This is a genomic window from Pseudomonas sp. 1912-s (assembly GCF_029269205.1).
GTDB lineage: Bacteria > Pseudomonadota > Gammaproteobacteria > Pseudomonadales > Pseudomonadaceae > Aquipseudomonas.
This window is the reverse complement of the sequence record NZ_JARIXR010000013.1, coordinates 25,676-52,264: the sequence shown is the minus strand read 5'-3', so window position 1 is coordinate 52,264 and position 26,589 is coordinate 25,676. Positions and strand designations below refer to the sequence as shown.

23 protein-coding genes are annotated in these 26,589 nt (G+C 61.6%); 11 read left to right on the top strand and 12 right to left on the bottom strand.

Annotated elements, in window-relative coordinates; translation table 11 throughout:
- Nucleotides 1-4: 4 nt before the first annotated feature.
- The 3 genes from lepA to lptF all read right to left on the bottom strand — a co-directional run bounded on the left by lepA (nt 5) and on the right by lptF (nt 4,147).
- Entirely contained in the window at nt 5-1,804 is a 1,800-nt protein-coding gene (lepA, locus tag P3C29_RS17555; protein WP_029616179.1) for a translation elongation factor 4, read from the bottom strand.
- Nucleotides 1,805-1,956: 152 nt separating this feature from the next.
- Complete coding sequence (gene lptG, locus P3C29_RS17550) at nt 1,957-3,036, bottom strand: LPS export ABC transporter permease LptG (protein WP_275965032.1); 1,080 nt, start codon at nt 3,034-3,036, stop codon at nt 1,957-1,959.
- Nucleotides 3,029-4,147, bottom strand: coding sequence for an LPS export ABC transporter permease LptF (lptF, locus tag P3C29_RS17545; RefSeq protein WP_010176934.1), 1,119 nt, complete (start codon nt 4,145-4,147; stop codon nt 3,029-3,031). Before lptF ends, lptG begins: the two co-directional genes overlap by 8 nt.
- Before the next feature lie 282 nt (nt 4,148-4,429).
- Between lptF and P3C29_RS17540 the strand changes: the two genes are divergently transcribed.
- The 5 genes from P3C29_RS17540 (at nt 4,430) to rlmF (ending at nt 11,035) form a co-directional block, all read left to right on the top strand.
- Nucleotides 4,430-5,920 (top strand): leucyl aminopeptidase, encoded by a 1,491-nt coding sequence (locus P3C29_RS17540; RefSeq protein WP_010176935.1) that lies wholly within the window; start codon nt 4,430-4,432, stop codon nt 5,918-5,920.
- Between the two features lie 54 nt (nt 5,921-5,974).
- Nucleotides 5,975-6,403 (top strand): DNA polymerase III subunit chi, encoded by a 429-nt coding sequence (locus P3C29_RS17535; RefSeq protein ID WP_102605183.1) that lies wholly within the window; start codon nt 5,975-5,977, stop codon nt 6,401-6,403.
- Nucleotides 6,404-6,410: 7 nt separating this feature from the next.
- Entirely contained in the window at nt 6,411-6,815 is a 405-nt protein-coding gene (locus P3C29_RS17530; protein ID WP_201121696.1) for a DNA polymerase III subunit chi, read from the top strand.
- A 103-nt stretch (nt 6,816-6,918) separates the two neighbouring features.
- Complete coding sequence (locus tag P3C29_RS17525; RefSeq protein ID WP_275965031.1) at nt 6,919-9,765, top strand: valine--tRNA ligase; 2,847 nt, start codon at nt 6,919-6,921, stop codon at nt 9,763-9,765.
- A 247-nt stretch (nt 9,766-10,012) separates the two neighbouring features.
- A complete protein-coding gene (rlmF, locus tag P3C29_RS17520) occupies nt 10,013-11,035 on the top strand; it encodes a 23S rRNA (adenine(1618)-N(6))-methyltransferase RlmF (protein ID WP_010176939.1) in 1,023 nt (340 codons plus the stop codon).
- Nucleotides 11,036-11,099: 64 nt separating this feature from the next.
- Here the strand turns inward: rlmF and P3C29_RS17515 are convergent, their stop codons facing one another.
- Nucleotides 11,100-11,381, bottom strand: coding sequence for an HU family DNA-binding protein (locus tag P3C29_RS17515; protein ID WP_003212743.1), 282 nt, complete (start codon nt 11,379-11,381; stop codon nt 11,100-11,102).
- Nucleotides 11,382-11,778: 397 nt separating this feature from the next.
- Between P3C29_RS17515 and yejK the strand changes: the two genes are divergently transcribed.
- Both yejK and P3C29_RS17505 read left to right on the top strand, forming a co-directional pair.
- Nucleotides 11,779-12,783 (top strand): nucleoid-associated protein YejK, encoded by a 1,005-nt coding sequence (yejK, locus tag P3C29_RS17510; protein WP_010176940.1) that lies wholly within the window; start codon nt 11,779-11,781, stop codon nt 12,781-12,783.
- Nucleotides 12,783-13,133 carry a glutaredoxin family protein gene (locus tag P3C29_RS17505; protein WP_003212747.1) on the top strand — a complete coding sequence of 117 codons (351 nt, stop codon included), beginning with the start codon at nt 12,783-12,785 and terminating at the stop codon, nt 13,131-13,133. Before yejK ends, P3C29_RS17505 begins: the two co-directional genes overlap by 1 nt.
- A 135-nt stretch (nt 13,134-13,268) precedes the next feature.
- Here P3C29_RS17505 and P3C29_RS17500 read toward each other — a convergent pair whose 3' ends face one another.
- The 6 genes from P3C29_RS17500 to P3C29_RS17475 form a co-directional block, all read right to left on the bottom strand.
- Nucleotides 13,269-15,509, bottom strand: a complete 2,241-nt coding sequence (locus tag P3C29_RS17500) for a TonB-dependent receptor (protein ID WP_275965030.1) — start codon at nt 15,507-15,509, stop codon at nt 13,269-13,271.
- A 272-nt stretch (nt 15,510-15,781) separates the two neighbouring features.
- The gene (locus P3C29_RS17495) at nt 15,782-16,771 is read right to left on the bottom strand and encodes a FecR family protein (RefSeq protein ID WP_010176942.1); all 990 of its coding nucleotides are present in this window, start codon (nt 16,769-16,771) and stop codon (nt 15,782-15,784) included.
- Entirely contained in the window at nt 16,768-17,328 is a 561-nt protein-coding gene (locus P3C29_RS17490; RefSeq protein ID WP_169387133.1) for an RNA polymerase sigma factor, read from the bottom strand. The genes P3C29_RS17495 and P3C29_RS17490 overlap by 4 nt, the downstream gene beginning before the upstream one ends.
- Before the next feature lie 11 nt (nt 17,329-17,339).
- Nucleotides 17,340-17,666: a DUF3325 domain-containing protein gene (locus tag P3C29_RS17485; RefSeq protein WP_275965029.1), complete on the bottom strand. Its 327-nt coding sequence runs from the start codon at nt 17,664-17,666 to the stop codon at nt 17,340-17,342.
- Nucleotides 17,667-19,241, bottom strand: coding sequence for a PepSY-associated TM helix domain-containing protein (locus P3C29_RS17480; RefSeq protein ID WP_275965028.1), 1,575 nt, complete (start codon nt 19,239-19,241; stop codon nt 17,667-17,669).
- On the bottom strand, nt 19,238-19,540 hold the full coding sequence (locus P3C29_RS17475; protein WP_010176946.1) for a DUF3649 domain-containing protein: 303 nt from the start codon (nt 19,538-19,540) through the stop codon (nt 19,238-19,240). The genes P3C29_RS17480 and P3C29_RS17475 overlap by 4 nt, the downstream gene beginning before the upstream one ends.
- Nucleotides 19,541-19,699: 159 nt before the next feature.
- Between P3C29_RS17475 and P3C29_RS17470 the strand changes: the two genes are divergently transcribed.
- The 3 genes from P3C29_RS17470 to fecA all read left to right on the top strand — a co-directional run bounded on the left by P3C29_RS17470 (nt 19,700) and on the right by fecA (nt 23,563).
- Entirely contained in the window at nt 19,700-20,188 is a 489-nt protein-coding gene (locus tag P3C29_RS17470) for a sigma-70 family RNA polymerase sigma factor (RefSeq protein WP_177075370.1), read from the top strand.
- The gene (locus tag P3C29_RS17465) at nt 20,185-21,126 is read left to right on the top strand and encodes a FecR domain-containing protein (protein WP_201121709.1); all 942 of its coding nucleotides are present in this window, start codon (nt 20,185-20,187) and stop codon (nt 21,124-21,126) included. The genes P3C29_RS17470 and P3C29_RS17465 overlap by 4 nt, the downstream gene beginning before the upstream one ends.
- A gap of 91 nt (nt 21,127-21,217) precedes the next feature.
- Complete coding sequence (fecA, locus tag P3C29_RS17460) at nt 21,218-23,563, top strand: TonB-dependent Fe(3+) dicitrate receptor FecA (RefSeq protein ID WP_275965027.1); 2,346 nt, start codon at nt 21,218-21,220, stop codon at nt 23,561-23,563.
- On the opposite strand, the gene P3C29_RS17455 is transcribed toward fecA, so the two are convergent.
- Complete coding sequence (locus P3C29_RS17455) at nt 23,564-24,436, bottom strand: LysR family transcriptional regulator (protein ID WP_275965026.1); 873 nt, start codon at nt 24,434-24,436, stop codon at nt 23,564-23,566.
- A gap of 104 nt (nt 24,437-24,540) precedes the next feature.
- Between P3C29_RS17455 and P3C29_RS17450 the strand changes: the two genes are divergently transcribed.
- Nucleotides 24,541-26,049 carry an MFS transporter gene (locus tag P3C29_RS17450; RefSeq protein WP_275965025.1) on the top strand — a complete coding sequence of 503 codons (1,509 nt, stop codon included), beginning with the start codon at nt 24,541-24,543 and terminating at the stop codon, nt 26,047-26,049.
- Nucleotides 26,050-26,120: 71 nt separating this feature from the next.
- Here the strand turns inward: P3C29_RS17450 and P3C29_RS17445 are convergent, their stop codons facing one another.
- Nucleotides 26,121-26,531: an HPF/RaiA family ribosome-associated protein gene (locus tag P3C29_RS17445; RefSeq protein ID WP_010176952.1), complete on the bottom strand. Its 411-nt coding sequence runs from the start codon at nt 26,529-26,531 to the stop codon at nt 26,121-26,123.
- Nucleotides 26,532-26,589: the final 58 nt, after the last annotated feature.

The following is a 26,589-nucleotide window of genomic DNA, read 5'->3' as shown; positions in this document are numbered from 1 at the left end:
GGACCTAACTATCCAACCTGAGCACCGCAAGGAAGGCTTCTTGTGGAATTTCCACGTTGCCCACTTGCTTCATGCGTTTTTTACCGGCCTTTTGCTTCTCGAGCAGCTTGCGCTTACGGCTGACGTCGCCGCCATAGCATTTGGCCAGTACGTTCTTTCTGAGTGCCTTGACGGAGGTCCGTGCAATGATCTGCCCGCCAATGGCGGCCTGGATCGCGACGTCGAACATCTGGCGCGGAATCAGTTCTTTCATCTTTTCGGTCAACTGGCGACCTTTGTAGTGCGCGTTGTCCTTGTGCACGATCAGCGCCAGGGCATCCACCTTGTCGCCGTTGATCAGCACATCCAGCTTCACCAGATTAGCTGATTGGTAACGATCAAAATGGTAATCCAGCGAAGCATAGCCGCGGCTGGTGGATTTGAGACGGTCAAAGAAGTCGAGGACCACTTCGTTCATCGGCAAATCGTAGGTCACTTGCACCTGGGTACCGAGGAAGAGCATGTCGTGTTGTACGCCACGCTTTTCAATACACAGGGTAATGACGTTGCCCAGGTGCTCTTGCGGCACAAGAATATTGGCCCGCACGATCGGTTCGCGCATGTCCTCGATGGAAGACAGATCCGGAAGCTTGGACGGGTTGTCGACGTAAATCGTTTCACCGGTTTTCAGCGCCAGCTCAAAAATAACCGTCGGCGCGGTGGTGATCAGGTCCAGGTCGTATTCGCGCTCGAGGCGCTCCTGGATGATTTCCATGTGCAGCATGCCCAGGAAACCACAGCGGAAGCCGAAGCCCAGGGCGTCGGAGCTTTCCGGGGTGTACTGCAACGACGAGTCGTTGAGGGTCAGCTTCTGCAGGGCTTCGCGGAAATCCTCGAAGTCGTCGGAGCTGACCGGGAACAGGCCGGCGTAAACCTGCGGCTGGATGCGTTTGAAGCCTGGCAGCACGTCGACGTCAGGGGTGGAGCTCAAGGTCAGGGTGTCACCTACCGGTGCACCGTGGATGTCCTTGATACCGGCGATGATGAAGCCCACTTCACCGGCTTTCAGATCAGCGGTTGCGGTGTGCTTCGGGTTGAAAACACCGACGCTGTCCACCAGGTGGATCTTGCCGGTGGATTTGACCAGGATCTTGTCGCCCTTCTTCACACGGCCGTGGCGCACGCGTACCAGGGAAACAACACCCAGGTAGTTGTCGAACCAGGAGTCGATGATCAACGCTTGCAGCGGATCTTCGTAGTTGCCGGTGGGGGCTGGAATGGTCTTGACCAGGCGCTCAAGCACTTCGTCGACGCCCAGGCCGGTCTTGGCGCTGCACTCGACGGCGTCGGTGGCGTCAATGCCGATGATCTTCTCGATCTCTTCCTTGACGCGGTCCGGATCGGCCTGTGGCAGGTCGATCTTGTTCAGCACCGGCATCACTTCCAGGCCTTGCTCGATGGCGGTGTAGCAGTTGGCTACGGATTGGGCTTCAACACCCTGGCCCGCGTCCACCACCAGCAACGCACCTTCACAGGCCGCAAGCGAACGGCTGACTTCATAGGTGAAGTCGACGTGGCCCGGGGTGTCAATGAAGTTGAGCTGGTACTTGATACCGTCTTTGGCGGTGTAATACAGAGTAACGCTGTGGGCCTTGATGGTGATCCCGCGCTCGCGCTCGAGGTCCATGGAGTCCAGCACCTGGGCTTCCATTTCACGCTCGGCAAGGCCGCCGCACATCTGGATGAATCGATCGGCCAGCGTCGACTTGCCATGGTCAATGTGGGCGATGATGGAGAAATTGCGGATATGACTCAAATCACTCACGGATCAACACTCAAAAAGGCTGCAGGCAGACTGCCCGCTGAAAAATAGCCGGGAATTGTACCTGATGCGCAGACCAGACGTCATCCATGGTGACCAAGAACAAAAATGCCCCGATCGTTCGAGCGGGGCATTTTTTGTTCATAAGCGCGGGCTCAACCGGCCCGGCGCAACAGCCAGAAGCCGGCCACGGCGCAGATCGCGGTCGGCACCAGCACCGCAAACAGCGGCGAGAAGCCGAATACCAGGCTGGATGGCCCCAGCAGGTCCTGGGCAATACGGAAGGTGAACCCCACCAATACGCCGGTAAACACGCGCTGACCGAGGGTTACCGAGCGCAGCGGGCCGAAGATGAACGAGATCGCCATCAGTACCAGCGCAGCGGTCACCAACGGCTGCAACACCTTGACCCAAAATGCCAGCCAGTAACGACCGTTGTTCAAGCCCTGGTCCTTGAGGTAGTGGATATAACCCCACAGGCCTGAGATCGGCAGGCTTTCGGGGATCATCACCACGGTGTTCAGCAATTCAGGCTTGAGGGAAATATCCCACTGCTCCGTCGGCACATTGATCACTTCGGTGCTCGACGCCGCGCCCTTGCCGATATCGCGGAAATAGGTGGTGCTCACCTCGCTCAGTTGCCACTTTTCGTCGGCGTACTGCGCACGTTTGGCGAAGCTGGACGACAGAAGGTGACGTTCTTTATCGAAGTGGTAGCGCGTGACACCGACCAACAGGCCGCCCGGTTGCACGGCGTTGATGTGGATGAACTCCTCACCCTGGCGGTGCCACAGGCCATGCTTGGAGCTCTGGGCATCACCCGAGCCCTGGGCCAGGGCACGATTGGCCTGGGCCGTGGATTCGGCCGGAGGCGCCACGTATTCGCCGATCAGCACGCTGACCACCATCAGCAACAGCATGGGCTTCATGACCGCCCACACGATGCGGCCGATGGAAACACCCGCCGCACGCATGATGGTCAGTTCGCTGTTGCTGGCCAGGCTGCCCAGGCCGATCAGGCAGCCGATCAGCGCAGCCATCGGCATCATGTCGTAGAGACGACGGGGCGCGGTCAGCGCCACGTAGCTCAGAACGTCGGTGACGGTGTAGGTATCGCTGACGTTGCCGACCTCGTCAATGAAGGCGAACAACGAGGCCAAACCCAGAATAATGCCCAATACCGCAAGGATTGCGACCAGGACGCTGCTACCAATGTAGCGGTCGAGCTTAACCACGAGCCATCTCCTTCATGCTGCGACGACTCTGCATCTTCAAGCGCAACGGTTCCCAATAAAGCAGGCCCAGGCCAATCGCCAGGAAGATCCCGTGGACCCACCACAGCCCAAGGGCGGGCGGCAGCTTGCCCTTCTCCAGGGAGCCGCGGGCGGAAATCAGGATGGTCAGGTAAGCCATATACAGCAGGATCGCCGGCAACAGCTTGAGGAAGCGGCCCTGGCGCGGGTTGACCCGGGACAGCGGCACGGCCATCAAGGTCACGATAAACACCAGCAGCGGCAGGGAAATCCGCCATTGCAGCTCGGCAATCGAGCGCAGTTCCTTGCTGCCGATCAGGTCTGGCGTCGGGATCGCGTCACGGTCGGTGACTTCGTCGCTGACATCCGGCCGGGCCAGCATCACGCCATAGGTGTCGTATTTGATTGCGCGGTAATCGGCCTGCCCGGGGCTGCCGTCATAGCGATAGCCGTTTTCCAGGATCAGGTAACGGCTGCCGTCCGGACGCACTTCCTGCCGGCCGCTGTCGGCCACCAAGATCGAAATGCCACGGTCTTTCTGGTTCTGGCCGAGGTTTTTCTGGGAGATGAACACGCCGCCCAGGTTGGCACGGTCATCCGACAGTTGTTCGGTGTAGGTCACCCGGGTGCCGTCGTTGAGCGCTTGAAAGCGGCCCGGCTCCAGGGTGTCGAATTCGGTCATGGCGTCCTGTTTATTGAGCACCAACTGGAACTGCAAGGCTCCCTGGGGTGCCAGGCTCAAGCTCAACCAGGCCACGACCAGCGCGATACCGGTGGCAGGAACCATGGTCATGGCCAGCAAACGTTGCTGGCTCATGCCGGTGGCCGACAGTACGGTCATTTCGCTTTCAAGGTACAAGCGACCATAAGCCAGCAGGATCCCGAGAAACAGGCCCAATGGCAGGATCAGTTGCAAGAAACCTGGCAGGCGAAAGCCCATGATCAGGAACAGCGAGCCCGGATCCAGGGCGCCCGAGGCAGCCTGGGCGAGATATTTGACGAAGCGACCACTCATGATGATGACCAGCAATACCGCACTCACGGCACTCAGGGTCAACAGGACTTCGCGGGACAGATAACGGAAGACGATCAAACCAGACACTCCAGGGTTGTCAGGCTAAGGCGGCCAAACAAGCAAGCATATCGAGTCGACCCATTGCTGCAGGCCGGCTAAAAAGATGCCGCATTATCCTGTGATTGACCGCACCTGTCACGGAGCTTGCTCATACGCGTGCACAAAGCTGTCCGCAAGGGTTGTCAGGCTCGGCCGGCGAGGTTCAAACTGCGGCCTTTGTCGCGGGCGGCCTACAGGCTGCCAAGCTTACAAGCCGGAGTACAGACTCCTGGCTCACTGACCTTTATAAGGGACCCGAAAATGGAACTGGTTGTAAAAAGCGTTAGCCCCGAAACGTTGAAAACCGCCACCCTCGTGGTCGCTGTCGGCGAAGGCCGCAAGCTGGGCGTTGCCGCCAAGCAACTGGACGAACTGAGCGGCGGCGCCATCAGCGCGGTCCTCAAGCGCGGCGACCTGGCCGGCAAAGTGGGCCAGAGCCTGCTGCTGCAAAGCCTGCCTAACCTTAAAGCCGACCGCGTATTGCTGGTGGGCGTGGGCAAGGACGCCGAACTGGGCGACCGCCCGTTCCGCAAGATCATCAGCGGCATCCTCAATACCCTCAAGGGCCTGGGCGGCACTGATGCAGCCCTGGCGCTGGATGAAATCGTAGTAAAAGGCCGCGACAGCTACGGCAAGACCCGCCTGCTGGCCGAAAGCCTGCTGGACGGCGAATACGTCTTCGACCAGTTCAAGAGCACCAAAGCCGAACCCCGCGCCCTGAAGAAAGTCACCCTGCTGACCATCAAGGCCGCCCAGGCTGAAGTCGAACGCGCCGTGACCCACGCCCAGGCCATCGCCGGCGGCATGGCGTTCACCCGTGATTTGGGCAACCTGCCACCGAACATCTGCCACCCTACCTACCTGGGCGAGCAAGCCAAGGCGCTGGGCAAGGAATTCAAGGGCCTGAAAGTCGAAGTCCTGGATGAGAAGAAGATCAAGGAACTGGGCATGGGCTCGTTCTATGCCGTGGGCCAGGGCAGCGACCAGCCACCACGCCTGATCGTGATGCAATACAACGGCGGCAAGAAGTCCGAGAAGCCCTTTGCCCTGGTCGGCAAAGGCATCACCTTCGACACCGGCGGCATCAGCCTCAAGCCGGGCCTGGGCATGGACGAGATGAAGTACGACATGGGCGGTGCCGCCAGTGTCTTCGGTACCCTGCGTGCCGTGCTGGAACTCAAGCTGCCGATCAACCTGGTGTGCATCCTGGCCTGCGCCGAGAACATGCCAAGCGGCGGCGCGACCCGTCCGGGCGACATCGTGACCACCCTCAGCGGCCAGACCGTGGAAATCCTCAACACCGACGCCGAAGGCCGCCTGGTGCTGTGCGACGCCCTGACCTACGCCGAACGTTTCAAGCCGCAAGCCGTGATCGACATCGCCACCCTGACCGGTGCCTGCGTGGTCGCCTTGGGCGCCCACACGTCAGGCCTGCTGGGCAACAATGACGAACTGATCGGCCAACTGCTCAGCGCCGGCCAGGCGGCTGACGATCGCGCCTGGCAACTGCCGCTGTTCGATGAGTATCAGGAACAGCTGGACAGCCCGTTCGCCGACATCGCCAACATTGGCGGCCCGAAAGCCGGCACCATCACCGCAGCCTGCTTCCTGTCGCGCTTTGCCAAGAACTTCAACTGGGCTCACCTGGACATCGCCGGCACTGCCTGGACCAGCGGCGGCAAGGACAAGGGCGCCACTGGCCGTCCGGTTCCGTTGCTGACCCAGTACCTGCTGGACCGCGCCAAAGCCTGAACATGACGATCCCGGGGCGGCAGTTTCAACGCCGTCCCGGGCTCAGGAACCGCAATGACCCAAGTCGACTTTTATATCTTGCCCAGCGCCGATCCTTCCGCGCGCCTGGACTTTGCCTGCAAGCTCACCGAAAAAGCCTGGCGCATGGGCCATCGCATCTACCTGCATTGCAGCGACGCCGCCCAGCGTGACGACCTCGACGCCCGCCTGTGGCGCTTCAAGGGCGAAAGCTTCGTGCCACACGGCCCCGCCGAATCAGAGCCGGAAGGCCTGGTGGTGTTGGGTTTGGGCGACAGCTGTGGCGATCACACCGACCTGCTGGTCAACCTCGACCTGAAAGTACCGGCCTTCGCCAAAGGTTTCGCCCGCGTGGCGGAAGTGGTGGTGGAAGATCCGGCTATTCGTCAGGCCGCGCGGGAGAGTTTCCGTTTCTACCGCGAACAGGGCTATTCTCTGCAAGATCACCGGCTACAACGACTTTGAGCATATGATGGATACTCCAAACCCGCTAAAAGACTCTGACCACCTGCTGGATGACCTCGAGTCGATCCGCAAGCTGCTCGGTGATGATGAGCTGCAACCGCCGCTGCTGACCGATGCGGTCAACGGTGACGTACAAATTCCTTTGCTGTTCGACATGGTCGGTGGCAAGCCCGTTGCGCCGCAACCTCTCGAAACGCCCGCGGTACAAGCTGTGCCCGCTGCGGCTGTTGCCGTACCTGCCGCCGAAAAAGCCCCCGACGCCCTGCTGCTGCACTTGGACAACGAACTGCGCGCCGCCGCGCAACTGATCATGCAAGACGTGATCGACGATTTTGCCCCGCATATCGAAACCGAGATCAAGCGCCGGCTGGATGCGCGCATGGAGCGGTTGTTGAGCCAGTACCAGAACTGAGCTTCCATAAAGGAGCGGGCTTTCTCGCTCCTACCCCTGCGCTCCCTCCCCCGCTATACTTGCCGGCTTTCCTGAATTAATGCCAACTAGGGTCCCGCCGCGCATGGATAAGACCTACCAGCCGCACGCTATTGAAACTTCCTGGTACCAGACCTGGGAGTCCGAGAATTATTTCGCTCCGCAAGGCGCGGGCGATTCCTACACCATCATGATTCCGCCACCGAACGTCACTGGCAGCCTGCACATGGGCCATGGCTTCAACAATGCGATCATGGATGCCCTGATTCGTTTCCGCCGCATGCAGGGTCGCAACACCCTGTGGCAGCCAGGCACCGACCACGCCGGTATCGCCACCCAGATGCTGGTGGAACGCCAACTGGAAGCCACCGGCCAGAACCGTCACGACCTGGGTCGCGAGAAATTCCTCGAGAAAATCTGGGAATGGAAGGATCAGTCCGGCGGCAACATCAGCCGTCAGATCCGCCGCCTGGGTTCGTCCGTCGACTGGAGCCGCGAGCGCTTCACCATGGACGACGGCCTGTCGGAAGCCGTGAAAGAAGCCTTCGTGCGCCTGCATGAAGACGGCCTGATCTACCGCGGCAAGCGCCTGGTCAACTGGGACACCAAGCTGCACACGGCGATTTCCGACCTTGAAGTGGAAAACCACGACGAGAAAGGTTTCCTGTGGAACCTGAAATACCCGCTCGCTGATGGCGCCAAGACCGCCGAAGGCAATGACTACCTGATCGTCGCCACCACCCGTCCGGAAACCATGCTCGGCGACGCCGCTGTCGCGGTTAACCCGAACGATGAGCGCTACCAGGCGCTGATCGGCAAGTTCGTTGAGCTGCCGCTGGTCGGCCGCCGCATCCCGATCATTGCAGACGACTACTGCGACCCTGAATTCGGCACCGGCTGCGTGAAGATCACCCCGGCCCACGATTTCAACGACTATGAAGTCGGCAAGCGCCACAACCTGCCGCTGCTGAACATTTTCGACAAGAACGCCGCCGTTCTGCCGGCCTGCCAGGTGTTCAACCTCGACGGCACGCTGAACGAAAGCATCGACGGCAAGATCCCGGCCGAATACGCCGGCCTCGACCGTTTTGAAGCGCGCAAGCAAATCGTTGCTGCCTTCGACGCTGCCGGCCTGCTGGTGAGCGTTGACGACCACGGCCTGAAGGTACCGAAAGGCGACCGCTCCGGCACCGTCATCGAGCCTTGGCTGACCGACCAGTGGTACGTGTCCACCAAACCTCTGGCCGAGCCGGCGATTGCTGCCGTGGAAGACGGCCGCATCGCGTTCGTGCCGAAGCAGTACGAAAACATGTACTTCTCGTGGATGCGCGACATTCAGGATTGGTGCATCAGCCGTCAGCTGTGGTGGGGCCACCGGATCCCGGCCTGGTACGACGAGTCGGGCAAGGTCTATGTTGGCCGCGATGAAGCCGAAGTGCGTGCCAAGCACAACCTCGGCCCGGACGTGGCGCTGCAACAGGATAACGACGTACTGGACACCTGGTTCAGCTCGGGCCTGTGGACGTTCTCCACCTTGGGCTGGCCGGAAAAAACCGAGCTCCTCGAGAAATTCCACCCGACTGACGTGCTGGTGACCGGCTTCGACATCATTTTCTTCTGGGTTGCCCGGATGATCATGCTCACCATGCATTTGGTGAAAAACGACGACGGCACCCCGCAGGTTCCGTTCAAGACCGTGTACGTGCACGGCCTGGTACGTGATGGCCAGGGCCAGAAGATGTCCAAGTCCAAAGGCAACGTCCTGGACCCGCTGGACATCATCGACGGCATCGACCTGGAAACCCTGGTGCAGAAACGCACCTCGGGCCTGATGCAGCCGAAACTGGCGAAGAAGATCGAGAAGCAGACCCGCGACGAGTTTGCCGACGGCATCGCCAGCTACGGCACCGACGCCCTGCGCTTCACCTTCTGCTCGCTGGCGTCCACCGGTCGCGACATCAAGTTCGACATGGGCCGCGTCGAAGGCTATCGCAACTTCTGCAACAAGATCTGGAACGCTGCGCGCTACGTGCTGGATAAAGGCGAAGACTGCGGCCAGAACGGCGAGGCCATCGAACTGTCCCTGGCGGACCGCTGGATCATCTCCCAGCTGCAGCGCACCGAAGCCGAAGTAACCCGTCAACTCGACCAGTTCCGCTTCGACCTGGCGGCACAGGCCCTGTACGAGTTCATCTGGAACCAGTATTGCGACTGGTACCTGGAACTGTCCAAGCCGGTGCTGTGGGACGAGAACGCGCCGATCGAACGTCAGCGCGGCACCCGTCACACCCTGGTCCGCGTGCTGGAAGTGGCCCTGCGCCTGGCGCACCCGTTCATGCCGTTCATCACCGAAGAAATCTGGCAGCGCCTCGCGCCGCTGGCCGGCAAAGACGGCAAGACCATCATGCTGCAGCCTTGGCCAGTGGCCAACGAAGCACGCATTGATGAGGCCGCCGAAAGCGACATCGAATGGCTCAAGACCTTGATGCTCGGCACGCGCAACATCCGCGCCGAGATGAACATCGGTCCGGGCAAGCCATTGGCGGTGTTCGTGAAGAACGCCAGCAGCGAAGACCAGCGCCGTCTCACCGAGAACGATGCGCTGCTCAAGAAGCTCGCGAAGCTGGAGTCGATCACTGTATTGGCCGCAGACGCCGAAGCACCGCTGTCCGCCACCGCTCTGGTGGGCGAGATGGAAGTGCTGGTGCCGATGGCGGGCCTGATCGACAAAGGTGCCGAACTGGCGCGCCTGGACAAGGAAATCCTGCGTCTGCAAGGCGAAGTGCAGCGGGTGGGCGGCAAGCTGTCCAACGCAGCGTTCGTCGACAAGGCCCCGGCTGAAGTCATCGACAAGGAACGCGCCAAACTGGCCGAAGCCGAACAGGCTTTGGGCAAGCTGGCCGAGCAACACGCACGGATTTCCAGCCTGTAAGGGGCAACCCGTGTGAAAAAAGAGACCTTCGGGTCTCTTTTTTTTGCCCGCAGAACACTGCTATTTCTCTTTGGAAACCCGATCATCGTGGGAGCTGGCTTGCCTGCGATGGCGTCGCCTCGGGCCGACAGGTACACCGCGTCGCCTGCATCGCAGGCAAGCCAGCCCCCACATTTGGCCGAGTTCGACCAAGGAATGTGTGACAATACCCGCCACTTTTGAAACAACCCCAGAATCGACGCAGCCCATGACCGCCCCCAGCACACCCAAAGCACCGCGCAAGAAGCCAAAATCCACGACCCCGGCCAAGCCCGTCGTTCCGCGGAAAGAGGCCACCTTGCACCCGCGTAACCGCCACCAGGGCCGTTACGACTTCCCGGCGCTGATCAAGACCACGCCGGAACTGGCGCAATTCGTGATCATCAACCCGTACGGCAAGGAAAGCATCGACTTCGCCAGCCCCGACGCGGTGCGGGTGTTCAACCGGGCGTTGCTCAAGGCGTTCTATGGCATCAATCACTGGGACATCCCGGCTGACTACCTGTGCCCACCGGTCCCGGGCCGTGCCGACTACGTGCACTTCCTTGCCGACCTGCTGGCCAGCGTCAACGAAGGCGTGATCCCTCGTGGTGCGCCGGTGAAGGTGCTGGACATCGGCATGGGCGCCAACTGCGTCTACCCGTTGATCGGCTACAGCGAATACCGCTGGCACTTCCTCGGGTCGGAAGTCGACCCGACGGCCGTGGCCGCTGCCAAGGCGATTGTGCAGTCCAACGGGCTGAACAAGGCCATCCAGTTACGCCAGCAAACCAACCCCAAGCAGATCCTGCTGGGCCTGCTGGAGCCGGGCGAGCGGTTTGACCTGACGATGTGCAACCCGCCCTTCCACGCCTCCATGGATGAAGCGACCAAGGGCAGCGAGCGCAAATGGCGTGCACTGGGCAAGGCGGATCCGAAACGCAAGTTGCCGGTACTGAATTTCGGTGGCCAGTCGGCCGAATTGTGGTGTGAAGGCGGTGAAGCGCGGTTTGTGACCCAGCTGATCGCTGAAAGCGCGCATTTCCAGCATAAAGTGCTGTGGTTCAGCACCCTGGTGTCAAAGGCGTCGAACCTGCCGGCGATCCAGACCGCGCTGAAAAAAGCCGGTGTGCTGGAGAGCCAGGTGGTGGAGATGTCCCAGGGCCAGAAGCAAAGCCGCTTCGTCGCCTGGACCTTCCAGACCCCGAGCGAGCAACAGGTGTGGCGCCAGCGTTGGGCGCGTAAAGACTGATAAATCGCAGGCAACAAAAAACCGCGCCCGGATCACTCCGGAGCGCGGTTTTTTTTGCTGCGTCTTACTTGTTAACAGCGTCGGTCAGGCCTTTGGCCACAACCAGCTTGATAACTTTCTTGGCAGCGATTTCGATGGCAGCGCCAGTCGAAGGGTTACGGCCAGTACGGGCAGGACGCTCGGTCACTTTCAGTTTGCCAACGCCTGGCAGAGTGATTTCGCCGCCATTTTCCAGCTGATCAGCAACGATCTGGCTCAGTTGGTCCAGCAGAGCGCGCACGGTGGTTTTCGGTGCGTCTACAGCTTCAGCCAGATCAGCGATCAGTTGGTCTTTAGTAATAGCCATTGTGGTGTTCCTTCCCTATCAAATTCATTTGGATTGCAGAGTGCAGTGTCAGCCATCGAGCCCTGCCATCAAGGCCTGGCACCCAAGGGCTATAACCACGAAGATCGGGGTTATAGATACCTGAAACCGGGTTTGGTTCGACCTGACAAATGCTGAATGCACGCTTAACGCCCAGACTGCGCGTAAGACGGGGCAAAACTAGCACAGAGACGGGGAAATATCCGCCTCAACATACCCATTTGGTCAGCTTTATCGCTCTAAACCGTGAAAAAAAGGCATATGGACCGTCGGAGGGTGCCCAAAATGCCCTCCGAACAGCGCCATCCCCAGCGGGTGCGGTACACTGGCGACTTTTTCCGGGAGCCTCACCACTCCCCTTCAACCAGCCGAGAAGCCCATGCCGATCCGTCATTGCATCGTCCACCTGATCGACAAAAAACCCGACGGCACACCCGCAGTTCTCCACGCCCGCGACTCCGAGCTTGCCGAGTCGGCTGCGATCGAGAACATGCTTGCCGACCTCAACGAGAGCTATAACGCCAAACAAGGCAAGGCCTGGGGCTTTTTCCATGCCGAGTCCGGCGCGCACCCGTTCAGCGGCTGGTTGAAGGAATATTTCGACGGCGGCAAGGATTTCACCGCCTTCAGCCGCATCGCGGTGGAACACCTGCAAAAGCTGATGGAAGAGTCCAACCTCTCCACCGGCGGCCACGTGCTGTTTGCCCACTACCAACAGGGCATGACCGATTACCTGGCGATCGCCCTGCTGCACCACAGCGAAGGCGTGGCGGTGACCGACCAACTGGACGTGACCCCGTCGCGCCACCTGGACCTGGGCCAACTGCACCTCGCCGCGCGGATCAACGTCTCCGAGTGGCAGAACAACAAGCAGTCCAAGCAGTACATCTCGTTTATCAAAGGCAAGAACGGCAAGAAGGTCTCGGAGTACTTCCGTGACTTTATCGGCTGCCAGGAAGGCGTCGACGGCCCGGGCGAGACCCGCACCCTGCTCAAGGCCTTCAGCGACTTTGTGGAAAGCGAAGACCTGCCGGACGAGTCGGCCCGCGAAAAAACCAAGACCCTGGTGGACTATGCCAGCAGCCAGGCCAAGCTCGGCGAGCCAATGGGCCTGGAAGAGCTGTCGGGGCTGATCGACGAAGAGCGGCCAAAAGCCTTCTACGACCACATCCGCAACAAGGATTACGGCCTGTCGCCGGAAATCCCGGCGGATAAACGCACCCTGAACCAGTTCCGCCGCTTCACCGGGCGCGCCGAAGGCCTGTCCATCAGCTTTGAAGCGCACCTGCTGGGCGACAAGATCGAATACGACGAAGCCGCCGGCACCTTGATCATCAAGGGCCTGCCGACCCAGTTGACCGACCAGCTCAAGCGTCGCAACTGATGCTGGGCGGGGTTCTGAAGAAAGTCCTGCTGGTATTGCTGGTGGTGGTGGTTTTCCAGAACTGGGGCAAGATCGAGCGGCTGTTCAACCCCTCGCAGGTAGTGCCGGAGCAGACACGCGCAGCGGCGCGCGTGGTGCTGTATTCCACCGAGTGGTGCGGCTACTGCAAACAGATCCGGCGCTTTCTGGATTCCAAAGGGATTCCCTACCAGGCGTTTGATATCGAGAAGGACGCCCAGGCGCGCAAGGCGTACGAGGCGTTGGGGGGTGGCGGGATTCCGTTTGTGGACGTGAACGGCACGCTGATTCGGGACTACAACCCGGAAGCGATCATGGCAGCCTTGAAGTAATCCAGCCCCACCCAGTGTGGGAGCTGGCTTGCCTGCGATAGCATCACCTCGGTGCAACTGACTGACCGAGGCGCCTGCATCGCGGGCAAGCCCGGCTCCCACACAAGCCCATTCCCACCCAGGAAGGTGTGTGGCTTAGAAATTGGCCTCCAGGGAAACCATCGCCGTACGTTCTTCACCCACGTTGTAGTACGCCGAACTGGCCGCCAGGCCATTCACCGGCGCCGAGTTGAACGACACGGTACGCGCCGAGCTCAGGTATTCCTTGTCGAGCACGTTGAGCATCGAGAACCGCAGCGCGGCCGACTTGAAGACCTTTTTGTCCACCGGCAGGTAAATACCGGCGTTGAGGTCAAACACCGTGCGCCCGGAGATTTTCTCGTTGTTGGTCAAGTCGCCGTAGAACGCACCGACGTACTTGCCGGCAATGTTGCCGTAGTAGCGCTTGTCGTCATACCCGAACACCAGGTTCAACATGTTCTCCGGGACGTTGGCCAACTGGTTGCCCTTGGTCGGCAACAGTACGTTCTTGCTGACAAAGTCGTCTTGCTGCTCGGACTTGGTGTAGGTGTACGACGCGTAATAGTTGAAGTTGTACGGCAGCAGGCCGCTCCACTCCAGCTCCAGGCCTTTGTTGGTCACGTCACCCACGTTGGCCATCACGTAGTCACCGTTCAAGTCGGTGGTCGACAGCTGACGGTCCTTGAAGGTGATGTAGAACAGGGTGGCGCTCAGGGCCATTTTCTCTTCGGTGTAGCGCCAGCCCAGCTCCTGGTTCCAGCTCAACTCGGGGTTGAGGTTGAGGGAATCACCCTTGTTGTACAGCACGTAGTTCTGCGGCGTACGCATGTTGCGGGTGACGTTGTAGAACGCCTGGTTGCTCTCGTCGACCTGGTACTTGGCACTGAAGTTCGGCAGGAACTGATGGTAGCGGGCGTTACGTTTTTCCGGCTTGTCGTACAGGCTACCGAGGTTGTCGCCGTCACGCTCGACGTACTGGTACGCCAGGCCGCCGACAAAGCTCAGGTCTGGCGTGGCTTGCCAGCTGTCCTGCACCCACAGTTTCTGGGCCGGGGTGACGGTGTATTGATGACGACCCTGGACAGTCTTGCCGTTCTTGTCGACCACCTGGCCGCCGCTGTTGTAATCGCCCCAGACGTCGTCCGGTGCCCCCTCGCTGTTGATCCCGATATACGGCTGGGTCTGGCGCTGGCGAGCGCGCTCGTACCAGTAGCCGTAGTCCAGGCTGTGCTCCTCGTTGATGTCCCATTTCATTTTGACGGTGACGCCAGGGCGCCAGGTCTCGGTCCACGAGGGGCGATAGTAGTTGGCCGATTTGAGGTTGCTCAGGTCGTAGTTGCCGGCCTTGTCGGACTTCGGCCCCAGGTTGGTCGCGGTCTGGCCGCTGAAGCTGCCGCCGTTGCCCCAGTAGTAGTAAGGCGCAACCGTCAGGGCCAGGTCATCACGCAGGCGCCAGCGCTGGGTGAAGGTGGTCATGACACTTTCGAACGGGTTGCGGTTGAGCTTGTAGGAGGACGACAGCAAGCCGTTCTTGTAGACCGGGGTTTCCGCGTAATCCAGACGCCGCCCCTGTTGCTGGAACTGGGCCTTGCTCAGGGTGTTGTAGTTGTAGTTCTCCTGGGTGTTGTACTTCATGGTGAAGTTGCTGGTGTTGCCGTTGTCGTCTTCGAACAGTGTGCTCCACTCCACCTTGTCGCCGCGCAGGGTGCCCTTGCCGCGCCACTTGTCGCCCTCGGTATGAGAGGCCGACACCCAGGTCTTGAAGCCGCCCAGGTCGCCGGTGTTGATACGGGCGAAGGACTTTGTCAGGTTGTTCGAGCCCATGGACTGCTTGACGAATAACCCTGGCTCTTTGGTCGGCCGGATCGTGACCATGCCGATGTTGCCGCCGCTGGAACCGATGTGCGGGCCGTCCGCTTCAGAGGAGCCCTGGGTGACAAACACTTCGCCGACGTTTTCCGGGTCGCCCAACTGGTTGGCGTACACGCCATAACTGCCGGAGTCGTTGATCGGTACGCCGTCCATGGAAACCCCGACCTGGTCGGAGTTCATGCCGCGCATGGTGAAGCTGGTGCCGCTCATGCCGCTGGCGTCATCGTTGGAAACGTTGATGCCCGGCGTGTATTTGAGCTTGTCGATGGCGTTGGCCGTCGGGGACATTTCGTCCATGGCTTCCTTGGTCACGGTGGACCGGGCCTTGGCACTTTCTTCCTGAATCATGTGGCCGGTACCCAGGGTACGTTCGCCGGCGACGTGCACCGAACCGACGTCCTGGGAGTCGTCTGCCAAAACCAGCGGCGCAAAGCCGCCCAGGCCCGATGCTAAAAGCAGGGCATAGAGTTTGTTGTAGGTCACGAGTAGATCCCTTACATGCATCTATCTGTTGTTTGGGGGAGGTATTGGCGATTTCGGCCGGGTGAACAGCGCCGCCAATCTTCCTGACCACCTGCTCAGGAATCCGAGGATCATCCGTGCATCACGTAACGATTTGGTTACAGGTTTTGGCGATTGCGATGAAGGTTAAATGAAAGGTCCGCAAACACGGATGTGCCAAGACAGGGGGATTTTCAAGGGAAATCGGTGCAAGTAATGACAGCGCTACGCCATTGCAGCGTAGCGCTCTGTATCTAGCGCAATACGATCATCCGACCGAGCAGCGAGTGTTGTTCGAACCCCAGCACCGCCTGCAGGGCATTGAGCACCGCCTGGGGGTCCTTGCTCGGGAAACTGCCGCTGACACGCCGGGCGGCGAGGTCGTCATTGAGCAGGAGAATACGCCCGGGGTAGTAACGACCGAGGTCTTGCACCACATCGGCCAGGGGCGCCTTGTAATAATTGAGCCAACCGTCACGCCAGGCCAGTCGCGATTCGCTGTCGACCGCGTGCAGCTCATCGGCGACACCGTCGGCGTAGGCCACTTGCTGGCCGGCGGTCAGAATCTGTTGCTGGCCATCTTTGGACGGCGTCACGCCGACCCGCCCGGACAACACCGTCACCTGGGCGCCCGCCGGCTGCAGGCGCACTTCGAATTGCGTGCCCAGCACCCGCGCTTCGCCACTGCCGGCCTCGACCACAAAGGATTCGCCGGTGTGGGTCACGCTGAAAAAGCCGGCGCCACGGCGCAGCTGGACATGGCGCTCGCCATGCTTGAAATCCACTGCGATGGCGCTGTCCGCGTCCAGGGTGACCTGGCTTTGGTCGGCCAGGGTGACGGTCTTCACCTCCCCCGGCGCGGTGACGTAATCGGCACCGAAGTCATCGACCCAGCGCGACGGCTGCCACCCGGCCCCCATCGAGAGCATCACAAGCAGGCAGGCGGCCATCGCCAGCGCGCCGGACCAGCGCCGCACACCGGAGCGCTTCGAGGTGTTCATCGCGTTCAAGTAGCCCTGCAACGCCAAGGCGTCCTCACCGGCCAACTTTCTCGCCGGCACTTCACTCAGTTCCCACAGCACCTGAGCCTGGGCGTAGGCCTCCACGTGCGCCGGGTCGGCCCGCAGCCAACGGCTGAAGGTGGCCTGGTCGCCGCTGCTGGGCTGGTCGTGCAACAGACTCAGCCACGCCAGTGCGGCCTGTTCCTGGTCGGGCGTCGGGGTGACGCTGGCAGTGGAATTCACGGTGCTTTCCTTGGCGATGGGTCACGAAGGCTGGCCTTGCAGGCTTCGAGGGCACGCATCATATGTTTTTCCACGGCACTTTGGGACAGCCCCATGGCCTTGGCGATTTCCGCGTACTTGCGGCCATGGATGCGGTTGAGCAGGAAAATCTGCCGGGTCCGTTCCGGCAGGCTGCGCAAGGCCGCTTCGACATGGCGCAAGTCATTGCCCGCTTCCAGCGCGGCCTGGGGTTCGGAGCCCTGGTTGTCCTGCTGCTCGGGCAGCCAGCCTTCACTGCTGCGCACCCGGGCGCCTTCGCTGCGCAGGTGGTCGATGGCGATATTGCCCGCGCAGCGCAGCAAGTAGGTGCTGAGTTCCTCGACCTGCACCAGCGGCCGGCGCCAGAAACGCAGGAACAAATCCTGCACCAGGTCCGCCGCCGTCGCACGGCAACCCACACGACGACTGACCAAGGCTTCCATCTGCGAACGCTGGGACAGGAACACCTGCAGAAAATGCGCCCGCCCGCCTGCCGCGTCTGCGTGCTGTTCGTTGGGTTCGGGTGGCGTGGTGATCATCAAGGATGAGCTCAAAGGGTGGCGAAGGCCGCAATCGGGCTGGCCAGCAGGCCGACGCCCGCCAGAATCAAGGCCAGCCTTGGCCGATACGGCAACAGCAACACCAGCAGCAACCCGCTGAGCATCAGTACCGCGCACCACTCCACCAAACCCTGGCTCCAGCCAGTCGCGCGCACGGCGGGCCAGATCGAGACGATCAACAGCAGCCAGCCGCCCACGCGCAAACCCAGGCGCCGACGCGGCGAGGGTTTACTGTGCAGCAGTTCGCCATGGTGGCGGTCCATGGACAGGCACAACGCGGTAAACCCTGCGTAACACAGCAGCAGCGCCAACAGCATTCAGTTCACCTCGCCCTTGAGGGTCAACGGCCGGGCACGTTCGGCCTTGGGCTGAGGGGCGCGGCGGTGCTGCATTTTCCAGGCAGCCCAGGCGAGGAACACGCCGCTGCCCAGGCACGTCAGGTCGAAACCGGCCATGGCCCAGTCGCCGTTGGCCAGCGACACACCCAAGTGCTGCGATGTGGTCAAAGCGTTGAGCACCGGCACACCGATAAACAACATCGCGCCCACGCTCAATTGCTCGATCCAACCGCGGCGCCCCTGGCGGACAATGGCGTGCAAAACGCTCAAGCCCCAGGCAATAAAGAACGCGTTTACTTCCCAGTCCGAGCGCCCGACAAAGCTTGCCGGCAACAGACGATTGGCCCAGAAAAACACCGCAATGGCGATCATCAAGCCCGACATGCTGGCGATGTTCAGCACGTCCACCAGCCGCAGTTCAAACGGCATCACCCCGGTTTTGGTGTGTTTGAGCTGACGCTTGCCCAGCCACATCACCAGCCCGGTGCCGATCATCGCCGTACCCGCCAGGCCGCAGATGAAATACAACCAGCGCAATACCGGGCCGGCGAAATGGCCCATGTGCAAACCGTAGAAGCTGCCGCCGATCGCCGCCGGCAACGACTGCTCGCCGCTGACCCGCAACAGCTCGCCGGTGGTGCCGCTGAATGAGGCGGTGCTGCCAAAGTCGTGCACCACGCGTTCCGACCCGGCGCGGAACACATTGACCGAGGCATTCACGTCGCTTGGGTTGTTCACCACCAACCGTCCGACGTGCCCACCGGCCCACTGCTCGCGCGCCTGCTCGTACATAGGCCCCAGCGGCAATAACTGCCCCGGCTGGCCAAGGGCCGGCGCATTGTCGGTGGCCGGGAACACATCATTGAAGAACGCCCGGGTGTCGTTGCCGTAAGAAGCGAGGATGCTCGCCGGCATCACCATGCTCATGAAAATCACCAGGCTGCTGTAGGTGATCATCAAGTGGAATGGCAGCACCAGCACACCCACGGCGTTGTGGCCGTCGAGCCAGGAGCGCTGGCCCTTGCGCGGGCGGAAGGTGAAGAAGTCCTTGAAGATTTTCTTGTGGGTGATGATCCCGGTGATCAACGCCACCAACATCACCATCGCCGCAATAGTCGACAGCCAGCGACCCCACGGATACGGCATTTGCAACTGGAAGTGGAAGCGGTAGAAGAATTCGCCACCCCTGCTTTCCCGGGCCTGGACCTGCTGGCCGCTGACGGGATCGAGGAGTTTTTCGACGAAGTTGCCGCGCTTGCCTGGGTCGACCTTGTCTTGCCACATCACCGACAAACCCGGCTCACGGCTGCTCGGCAAGGTAATAAACCAGCGCGCGGCGTTGGGCGCCTGTTGCTGCAAATACGTTTGGGCGGCGGCCAGGCTACGAGCGTCGTCGACGGGATGCGCCTGCACTTCGGGCTGCATCCAGTGGGTAATTTCGTCTTTGAAATACGACAGGGTGCCCGTCAGAAAAATCGCAAACAGCAGCCAGCCAAAAATCAGCCCGGCCCAGGTGTGCAACCAGGCCATGGCCTGGCGAAAGCCCTCTTTCATGTGCGCGCCATCCAATACGTCAACCCGGCGAACGTGGCCAGAATCGCGCTGGGCAGCAACACGCCAAACCAGGCGCGCCAGGCGGTACGGCAGGCAAAACACCAGATCACCGCCAACAGATAGAAGACAAACGAACTGAGCATGCCGCTGATCACTGCATCGGCGCGGCCGGTGGGCAGCCACAGCGTCATGCACACGCTGGCCAGCGAGGCCAGCAGGTAACCGCCGACCACCGCCGCCAGCACGCGCGAAGTCACGGCCAGACGGTAGGACACGGGAAGTGAGGTTTTGCGTTTCATGCACAAGGCGCCAGGTTCGTCAGTGCGCAATATTAATGATAAATATTCTCATAAGCAAAAGAGAACGCATCCCTGGCAATTGCCGAACCGTCCTACTCGCCCTACAATGCGAACAATTCTTGTTCTCTAAAGCATGCGCATGCTGCCGGAGTGTTCGCGTTGCAGCCGTCCAACACCGTCGAAGTCCTGTACCACGACCATCACCACTGGCTCACCGGCTGGTTGCGACGCAAGCTCGGCTGCCCTGAAAGCGCCGCCGACCTGGCCCAGGACACCTTCATTCGCGTGCTCACAGCACGGGAAACCCCGACGCTGATCGAACCCCGCGCCTTCCTCACCACCATCGCAAAGCGTGTGCTGTTCAACCATTACCGCCGCCAGGACCTGGAGCGCGCCTACCTCGACGCCCTGGCGCAAATGCCCGAGCACGTGGCGCCGTCGGAGGAAGAGCGGGCAATCATCCTGCAAACCCTGATGGAGCTGGACCAACTGCTGGATGGCCTGGCGCCCGTGGTTAAACGCGCGTTCCTGCTGTCCCAGCTCGACGGCCTGACCTACGCGCAAATCGGCGCGGAACTGGGGATCTCCATCGCCACGGTCAAGCGCCACCTGAATAAAGCGGCCATGCGCTGCTACTTCGCCTTATGAGCTTCTCTACCCACGTCGCCGAACAAGCGGTGCACTGGCTGATGGAAATGCAGCAGGGCCCGCTCAACCCGCGCAAACAGGCAGCCTGGCAACAATGGCTGGACGCCCACAGCGAACATCAGCGGGCCTGGGAGCAAATCCAGCGGGTCAACCAGCGGTTGCGCGGGATGCCCTCACCCCTGGCTCACGCCGCGTTGAATGCGCCGAAATCCGGCAGCCGCCGTCAGGCGCTGAAACTGTTGCTGATCCTCGGCGCCGGCTCGGCAGCGGTCTGGGGCCTGCGCCAGCAACATATCCTGCCGCCGTTGAGCGCCGATTACCGCAGCCCCATCGGCCAGCGGCGCAAGTTCCAGTTGGCCGATGGCAGCCAGTTGCAGCTCAACACCGGCAGCGCCGTGGATGTGCACTTTGATGGCCAGCAACGCTTGATCCGCTTGCTCGAAGGCGAAATCCTGCTGACCGCCAAACCCGGCAACACCCCGCTGCGGGTCATCACGACCCAGGGCTTGCTCAGCGCCCAGGCCGCGCGGCTGAACGTGCGGCAGTTCAACGATCACACGCAGCTGGCGGTGTTTGATGGGCACGTTGACGTGATGCCCAACACCTATAGCGGTTTGCCGCTGTCGGTGGAGAAAGCCCATCAGGTCAATTTCACCCGCAAAGGCTGGGATACCGCGCGCCCCACGGATGCCGGCAGCGGGGCCTGGGCCGATGGCATGCTGGTGGCGGCCCACATGCGCCTGGAAGATTTCCTCGCCGAACTGAGCCGTTATCGCCGTGGCCAGCTCAACTGCGACCCGCAAGTGGCCAACCTGCTGATCTCCGGCAGTTACCCGCTGGACGACAGCGAGCGGATTCTGGACCTGCTGCAGGTCAGCCTGCCGGTCAAGGTCCGGCGGTTTACCCGCTACTGGGTGACCGTCGAAGCCCGTGCCTGAATTATTTTCAAAACCCGTGAGCCGTTTTCCAGCCCTCGCGTGACAGAGAAGGAAAGCCCCCCTTGATCCTTCCTTCTCAGGACCGCACTTCATGCCCCAGCAACCGACCCGCCTGACGCCCCTCGCCCGCACCCTGCGCCACTTGTTGCTGGGGGCCAGCCTCAGTTTCAGCGCCGTGCCCTACGTGATGGCGGCTGATGCCAAGCCCTACCGCATCGCCCCCACTTCACTGGAAGCCGCGTTGAATCAATTTGGCCGGGAAGCCGGCGTACTGATTTCGTTTGGCTCGGACGTGACGGCCGGCGTGCAAAGCCACGGCCTGTCGGGCAACTACACCGCCGAGGAAGGCTTGAATACCTTGCTCAAAGGCACCGGCCTGCAAGCCCGCGCCGAGGGCAACAATGCCTTCAGCCTGCAACCGGCCAATGCCCCGGCGCCCCTTGAGCTGGGCACCTCCAACGTGGTGGGCGACTGGCTGGGCGATGCGGCGCAAACCAACGTCTTCGAACACCCGGGCGCACGGGACGTGATCCGCCGCGAAGAATTCGAACGCCAGGGCGCGACCCAGGCCCGCGACGTGCTCAACCGCATTCCCGGGGTCAACGCCCCGGAAAACAACGGCACCGGCAGCCACGACATGGCGCTGAACTTCGGCATTCGCGGGCTTAATCCCCGCCTCGCCTCGCGCTCCACGGTCTTGATGGACGGCATCCCGGTACCGTTCGCGCCGTATGGCCAGCCACAGTTGTCGTTCGCGCCCATCAGCATGGGCAACATGGACGCGGTGGACGTGGTGCGCGGCGGCGGTGCCGTGCGTTATGGCCCACAGAACGTCGGCGGCATCGTCAACTTCGTCACCCGCGCGATTCCCGATGCGCCGACGGTAAAAGGTGGCCTGCAGACCGAAACCAGCCCGTCTTCCAGCCACGACGGCTTCAAGACCACCGGCAACCTGCTGGCCGGCGGCACGGCAGACAACGGCCTGGGCGGCGCGATCCTGTATTCCGGCACCCGTGGCGGTGACTGGCGCGAAAACAGCGACACCCGCATCGACGACCTGATCCTCAAGGGCAAATACCAGCTGGACGACGCCAACAGCTTCAACGCCATGGCGCAGTACTACGAAGGCAAGGCCGATATGCCAGGTGGCTTGAGCACCGCGGCCTACAAGGCCGACCCGTATCAGTCCACCCGCCCCTACGACCAGTTCTGGGGCCGCCGCACCCTGTTCAACGCAGGCTATCGCTACCAGGAGGATCGCCGGGAATTCACCGTCAACAGCTTCTTCACCACCACCTTGCGCAGTGGCTACCTGGACCAGGGCAGCTTCCTCTCCCTGTCGCCCCGCGAGTATTGGGTACGCGGCCTCGAAACCCGCTTTGCCCAAGGCTTCGACCTCGGCCCCACCAGCCACGAAGTCGGCGTGGGCTACCGCTACATCAACGAAGCCGGCCACGAACTGCGCTACCGCACGCCGATTGCCGCCAACCAGCAACTGCCCACCACCGACAGCCGCAACGACCGCGACACCCGGGGCAGCACCGAAGCCAACGCATTCTTCGTCGACGACCGGATTGATATCGGCAAGTGGACCATCACCCCGGGCATCCGCTACGAGATGATCGAGTCCCAGCAGACCAACAACCTCAGCAACGTCAAATACAAGGGTGACTACAACACTGCCCTGCCGGCGTTGAACGTGCTCTACCACCTGACCGATGACTGGAACCTCTACGCCAACACCGAAGGTTCGTTCGGCAGCGTGCAATACAGCCAGATGCCCAACCGCGTGACCAGCGGCGAAGTGAAGCCGGAAAAGGCCCGTACCTGGGAACTCGGCACGCGCTATGACAACGGCACCTTGCGCGCGGAAATCGGCGCATTCCTGATCAACTTCGACAACCAGTACGACAGCAACCAGACCAACGACACCGTGATCGCCCGTGGCGAGACCCGCCACCAGGGCATCGAGTCCAGCATCAACTATGCCCTCGACGGCTTGAGCCCCGCGCTCGCCGGTTTTGATGTGTACGCGACCTACGCCTACGTCGACGCCACCATCCGCGAAGACGGCCCGAACAAAGGCAACCGCGTGCCCTTCTCTTCCAGGCACAAAGGCACGCTGGGCGTGGGTTACACCGAAGGTCGCTGGAAGTTGAATGTGGACAGCAGCTACCAGAGCAGCCAGTTCGCCGACAACGCCAATACTGAAGCGGAAAGTGCCGATGGCAGCACCGGACGCATCCCTGGCTACATGCTGTTCAGCAGCCGCGCGGCGTACGACTTTGGCCCGCAGCTGTCGGACTTGAACGTGGCGGTGGGTGTGAAAAACATCTTCAACAAGCAGTACTACACCCGCTCGTTTGACGACAACAACAAGGGCAAATACGTCGGTGAGCCGCGCACGCTGTATGTGCAGACGTCCATCGCGTTCTGATCAACTGCCCGCCAGGCACGACGGTGTGCCGGCCACCAACGCGTCGATGGCACAGCGGGTCTTGGCCGGCATGTGCGTCGCCGTGGGCCAGATGACATGGATCGGCATCGGCTGCTCGCGGTGGCCCGGCAGTACCGCCTGCAGTTGCCCACGCAACACGTAGTGGGCGATCAGCCAACTGGGCAACCAGGCCAGGCCGACCCCGGCAATGGCAGCATCGGCCACGGCCTGCAGGTCATCGAGGATCAACGGCGAGGCCACCCGTTCCCGGTGCGAGGCATTGCTGCGATAGGCAATGCCCCGGTGCCCGGCCAGGTCCTCGATGGAGTCGATTCGGGGTGTGCGCTGCAAGTACGCGGGTGACGCCGCCAGGGCAATCGCCTGTTCACCCAGGCGGCGTGCGCTCAGGCGGTCGGTGTCGGGCAAAGCGCCGATGCGTACCGCCAGGTCGAAGCCTTCCTGGGCCAGGTCGATCAACCGGTCGGAGAAGGAAATCTCGATCTCCAACTGCGGAAAACGGTCCATCAGCCCCCACAACGCCGGCGCCGCATAATGGTGACCGAACGCCAGCGGCAAGCTCGCCCGCAACCGTCCGCGGGGTTGCTGGCGACCGCTTTCCAGCACGGATTCGGCGGCTTCCAACTCCGACAGCGCCCGCAGGCAATGCTCGTAATAGGCCTGCCCGTCTTCGGTCAAACGCTGGCGCCGGGTGGAGCGTTGCAATAAAGACGTGCCCAGCCGCGCCTCCAGGCGAGCCAGGCCCTTGCCCACCGCCGAGCGCGTGAGGTTCAGCCGTTCGGCGGCCTCCGTCAGATTGCCGCTCTCGACGATCTGCAAAAACAGTTCAACACCATCAAAGCGCGGGGTAGCCATGGTCGTTTGTCGCCCCTAATTCCCTTATCACAGGAATAAGTATCGCCAATAAAGAATCCTATTCCCGCAAAAATGACACCTTCCCCCATCGAAAGGAAGAGGCCATGCCATCCGACGCCGTTGTATCCGCCATCAGCCCGCCGCGTACCGCCAGGGACGGCCTCGCGCTCACCGCCGTGTGCCTGGTGGCGCTGATGTTCGGGCTGGAGATTTCCAGCGTGCCGGTCATCCTGCCCACCCTTGAACAGCAATTGGGCACCGGTTTCCAGGACGCCCAATGGATCATGAACGCCTACACCCTGGCCTGCACCAGCGTGCTGATGGCGGCGGGCACCTTGGCCGATCGTTTCGGCCGGCGGCGCATGCTGGTGCTGTGCCTGTGGGTATTCGGGCTGGCGTCGCTGGCCTGCGGGCTGGCCAACGACGCCTCCACGCTGATCGCGGCGCGTTTTGTCCAGGGCGTGGGTGCCGGGGCCATGATGATCTGCCAGTTCGCGATCCTGTCACACCAGTTCAGCGAGCCGGCGGCACGGGCACGGGCCTTTGCGGTGTGGGGCGTGATCGCCGGTGTGGGCTTGGGTTTCGGGCCGATGGTGGGCGCGTTGATTCTGGCCGTCGCGGATTGGCGCTGGGTGTTCCTGGTGCATGTGCCGCTCACGTTGGTCACCCTGGCCTTGCTGCGCATCAGCGTGCAGGAATCCCGTGACCCGGCGGCCCATCGCCTCGACATCGCCGGCATGACCACCCTGACCCTGGCGGTGTTTGCGCTGGTTTATTTCATCACCCAGGGCACCGCGAGCGGCTTTGCCACCCCGGCCATGCTCGGCTGGGCCGGACTGTCGGTGGCCGGCTTGCTGTTGTTCGTGGTGATTGAGCGGCGCAGCCCGCACCCGATGTTCGACTTCTCGGTGTTTCGCATCCCGCGCTTCAACGGCGCGCTGATGGGTTCGATCGGCATGAACTTCAGCTTCTGGCCCTTCATGATCTACCTGCCGCTGTATTTCCAGGCCGGCCTGGGTTACGACACGATGCTCACCGGCCTCGCCCTGCTCGCCTACACCCTGCCCACGCTGGTGGTACCGCCGCTGGCCGAACGCCTGGCCCTGCGCTACGGCGCCGAACGCATCATCCCGTTGGGCCTGGGCTTGATGGGCGTGGGGTTTATGGCCATGGCCGCGATCAACCATAGCGACCAGCCCAGTGTGGTATTGATCCTGATCGCCTGTGGGATTGCTGGCAGCGGCTTGGCGCTGACCAACTCGCCCACCACCAACACCACCACCGGCTCGGTGTCGTCCGACCGCGCGGGCATGGCCTCGGGCATCGACTTCAGCGCACGGCTGATCACCCTGGCACTCAATATCGCGTTGATGGGATTGGTGTTGATCCTCGGGATCGCTCATTACCTGGCTGGCGCATTGCCCGACACCGCACAACTGGCCACCCTCAGCCAGGACATCGCCGCCGGCAAGCTGGAGGTGTTGCCCCAGGGCCAGGTGATCGCCCAGGCCGCGCTGCGCAACGGTGCCGGTTGGGCCATGGTCTACGCCGGTTTGGGCGCGTGCGCACTGGCGGTCTTGAGCCGCAGCTTTTTCCGGCGCAGCCCGCGCTGACCTTTTGCGCATAAAAAAACGGGCCTGCATCTGCAGGCCCGTTTTCAGTGGGGATGAAAAAGTATCAGCTATCAGCCGTTAAGCGCAGCCTGTTCGTTTTCCAGGAATTCCTCTTCAAGCTCGGCCTCGTCGGCCTTGGTGTTGGGCAGGCTTTGACCCGCGGCGCGTGGTTTGCCGCGCAGTTTGCCGTACAGATGTTCCAGCGCATGCTCCAGCTTGGTGGCCGCACCATCGATCGCCTGTTCCAGCGTATCGGCTTTATGGAGGACCGAAATCGGTTGATGGCCTTTTGGCCGTGCTTCCAGTCGGCAACTCAGATCATGTGGACCGGGCTTGTCACCGTTTTCGTCCCGCAGATAAACCTCGACGCGGGTCAGATCTTCTTCATAACGTTCGAGCGTGCTCTCAATGGTGGTACGTACCCACTCCTCCAGTCGGATGCTGCTTTCAATATGGTTATCGCTATTGACTTGGATTTGCATAGTTTTCCCTTATTTCAGCTAGCTCGCGGAAGGCCATTCCTGCTTCACCGGATGGGTG

Coding starts and splice junctions, on each gene's coding strand:
- P3C29_RS17540 (WP_010176935.1), top strand. CDS start 4,430: ATGGAACTGGTTGTAAAAAGCGTTAGCCCCGAAACGTTGAAAACCGCC.
- P3C29_RS17535 (WP_102605183.1), top strand. CDS start 5,975: ATGACCCAAGTCGACTTTTATATCTTGCCCAGCGCCGATCCTTCCGCG.
- P3C29_RS17530 (WP_201121696.1), top strand. CDS start 6,411: ATGGATACTCCAAACCCGCTAAAAGACTCTGACCACCTGCTGGATGAC.
- P3C29_RS17525 (WP_275965031.1), top strand. CDS start 6,919: ATGGATAAGACCTACCAGCCGCACGCTATTGAAACTTCCTGGTACCAG.
- rlmF (WP_010176939.1), top strand. CDS start 10,013: ATGACCGCCCCCAGCACACCCAAAGCACCGCGCAAGAAGCCAAAATCC.
- P3C29_RS17515 (WP_003212743.1), bottom strand. CDS start 11,381: ATGGCTATTACTAAAGACCAACTGATCGCTGATCTGGCTGAAGCTGTA.
- yejK (WP_010176940.1), top strand. CDS start 11,779: ATGCCGATCCGTCATTGCATCGTCCACCTGATCGACAAAAAACCCGAC.
- P3C29_RS17505 (WP_003212747.1), top strand. CDS start 12,783: ATGCTGGGCGGGGTTCTGAAGAAAGTCCTGCTGGTATTGCTGGTGGTG.
- P3C29_RS17490 (WP_169387133.1), bottom strand. CDS start 17,328: ATGATCACCACGCCACCCGAACCCAACGAACAGCACGCAGACGCGGCA.
- P3C29_RS17485 (WP_275965029.1), bottom strand. CDS start 17,666: ATGCTGTTGGCGCTGCTGCTGTGTTACGCAGGGTTTACCGCGTTGTGC.
- P3C29_RS17480 (WP_275965028.1), bottom strand. CDS start 19,241: ATGAAAGAGGGCTTTCGCCAGGCCATGGCCTGGTTGCACACCTGGGCC.
- P3C29_RS17475 (WP_010176946.1), bottom strand. CDS start 19,540: ATGAAACGCAAAACCTCACTTCCCGTGTCCTACCGTCTGGCCGTGACT.
- P3C29_RS17465 (WP_201121709.1), top strand. CDS start 20,185: ATGAGCTTCTCTACCCACGTCGCCGAACAAGCGGTGCACTGGCTGATG.
- fecA (WP_275965027.1), top strand. CDS start 21,218: ATGCCCCAGCAACCGACCCGCCTGACGCCCCTCGCCCGCACCCTGCGC.
- P3C29_RS17455 (WP_275965026.1), bottom strand. CDS start 24,436: ATGGCTACCCCGCGCTTTGATGGTGTTGAACTGTTTTTGCAGATCGTC.
- P3C29_RS17450 (WP_275965025.1), top strand. CDS start 24,541: ATGCCATCCGACGCCGTTGTATCCGCCATCAGCCCGCCGCGTACCGCC.
- P3C29_RS17445 (WP_010176952.1), bottom strand. CDS start 26,531: ATGCAAATCCAAGTCAATAGCGATAACCATATTGAAAGCAGCATCCGA.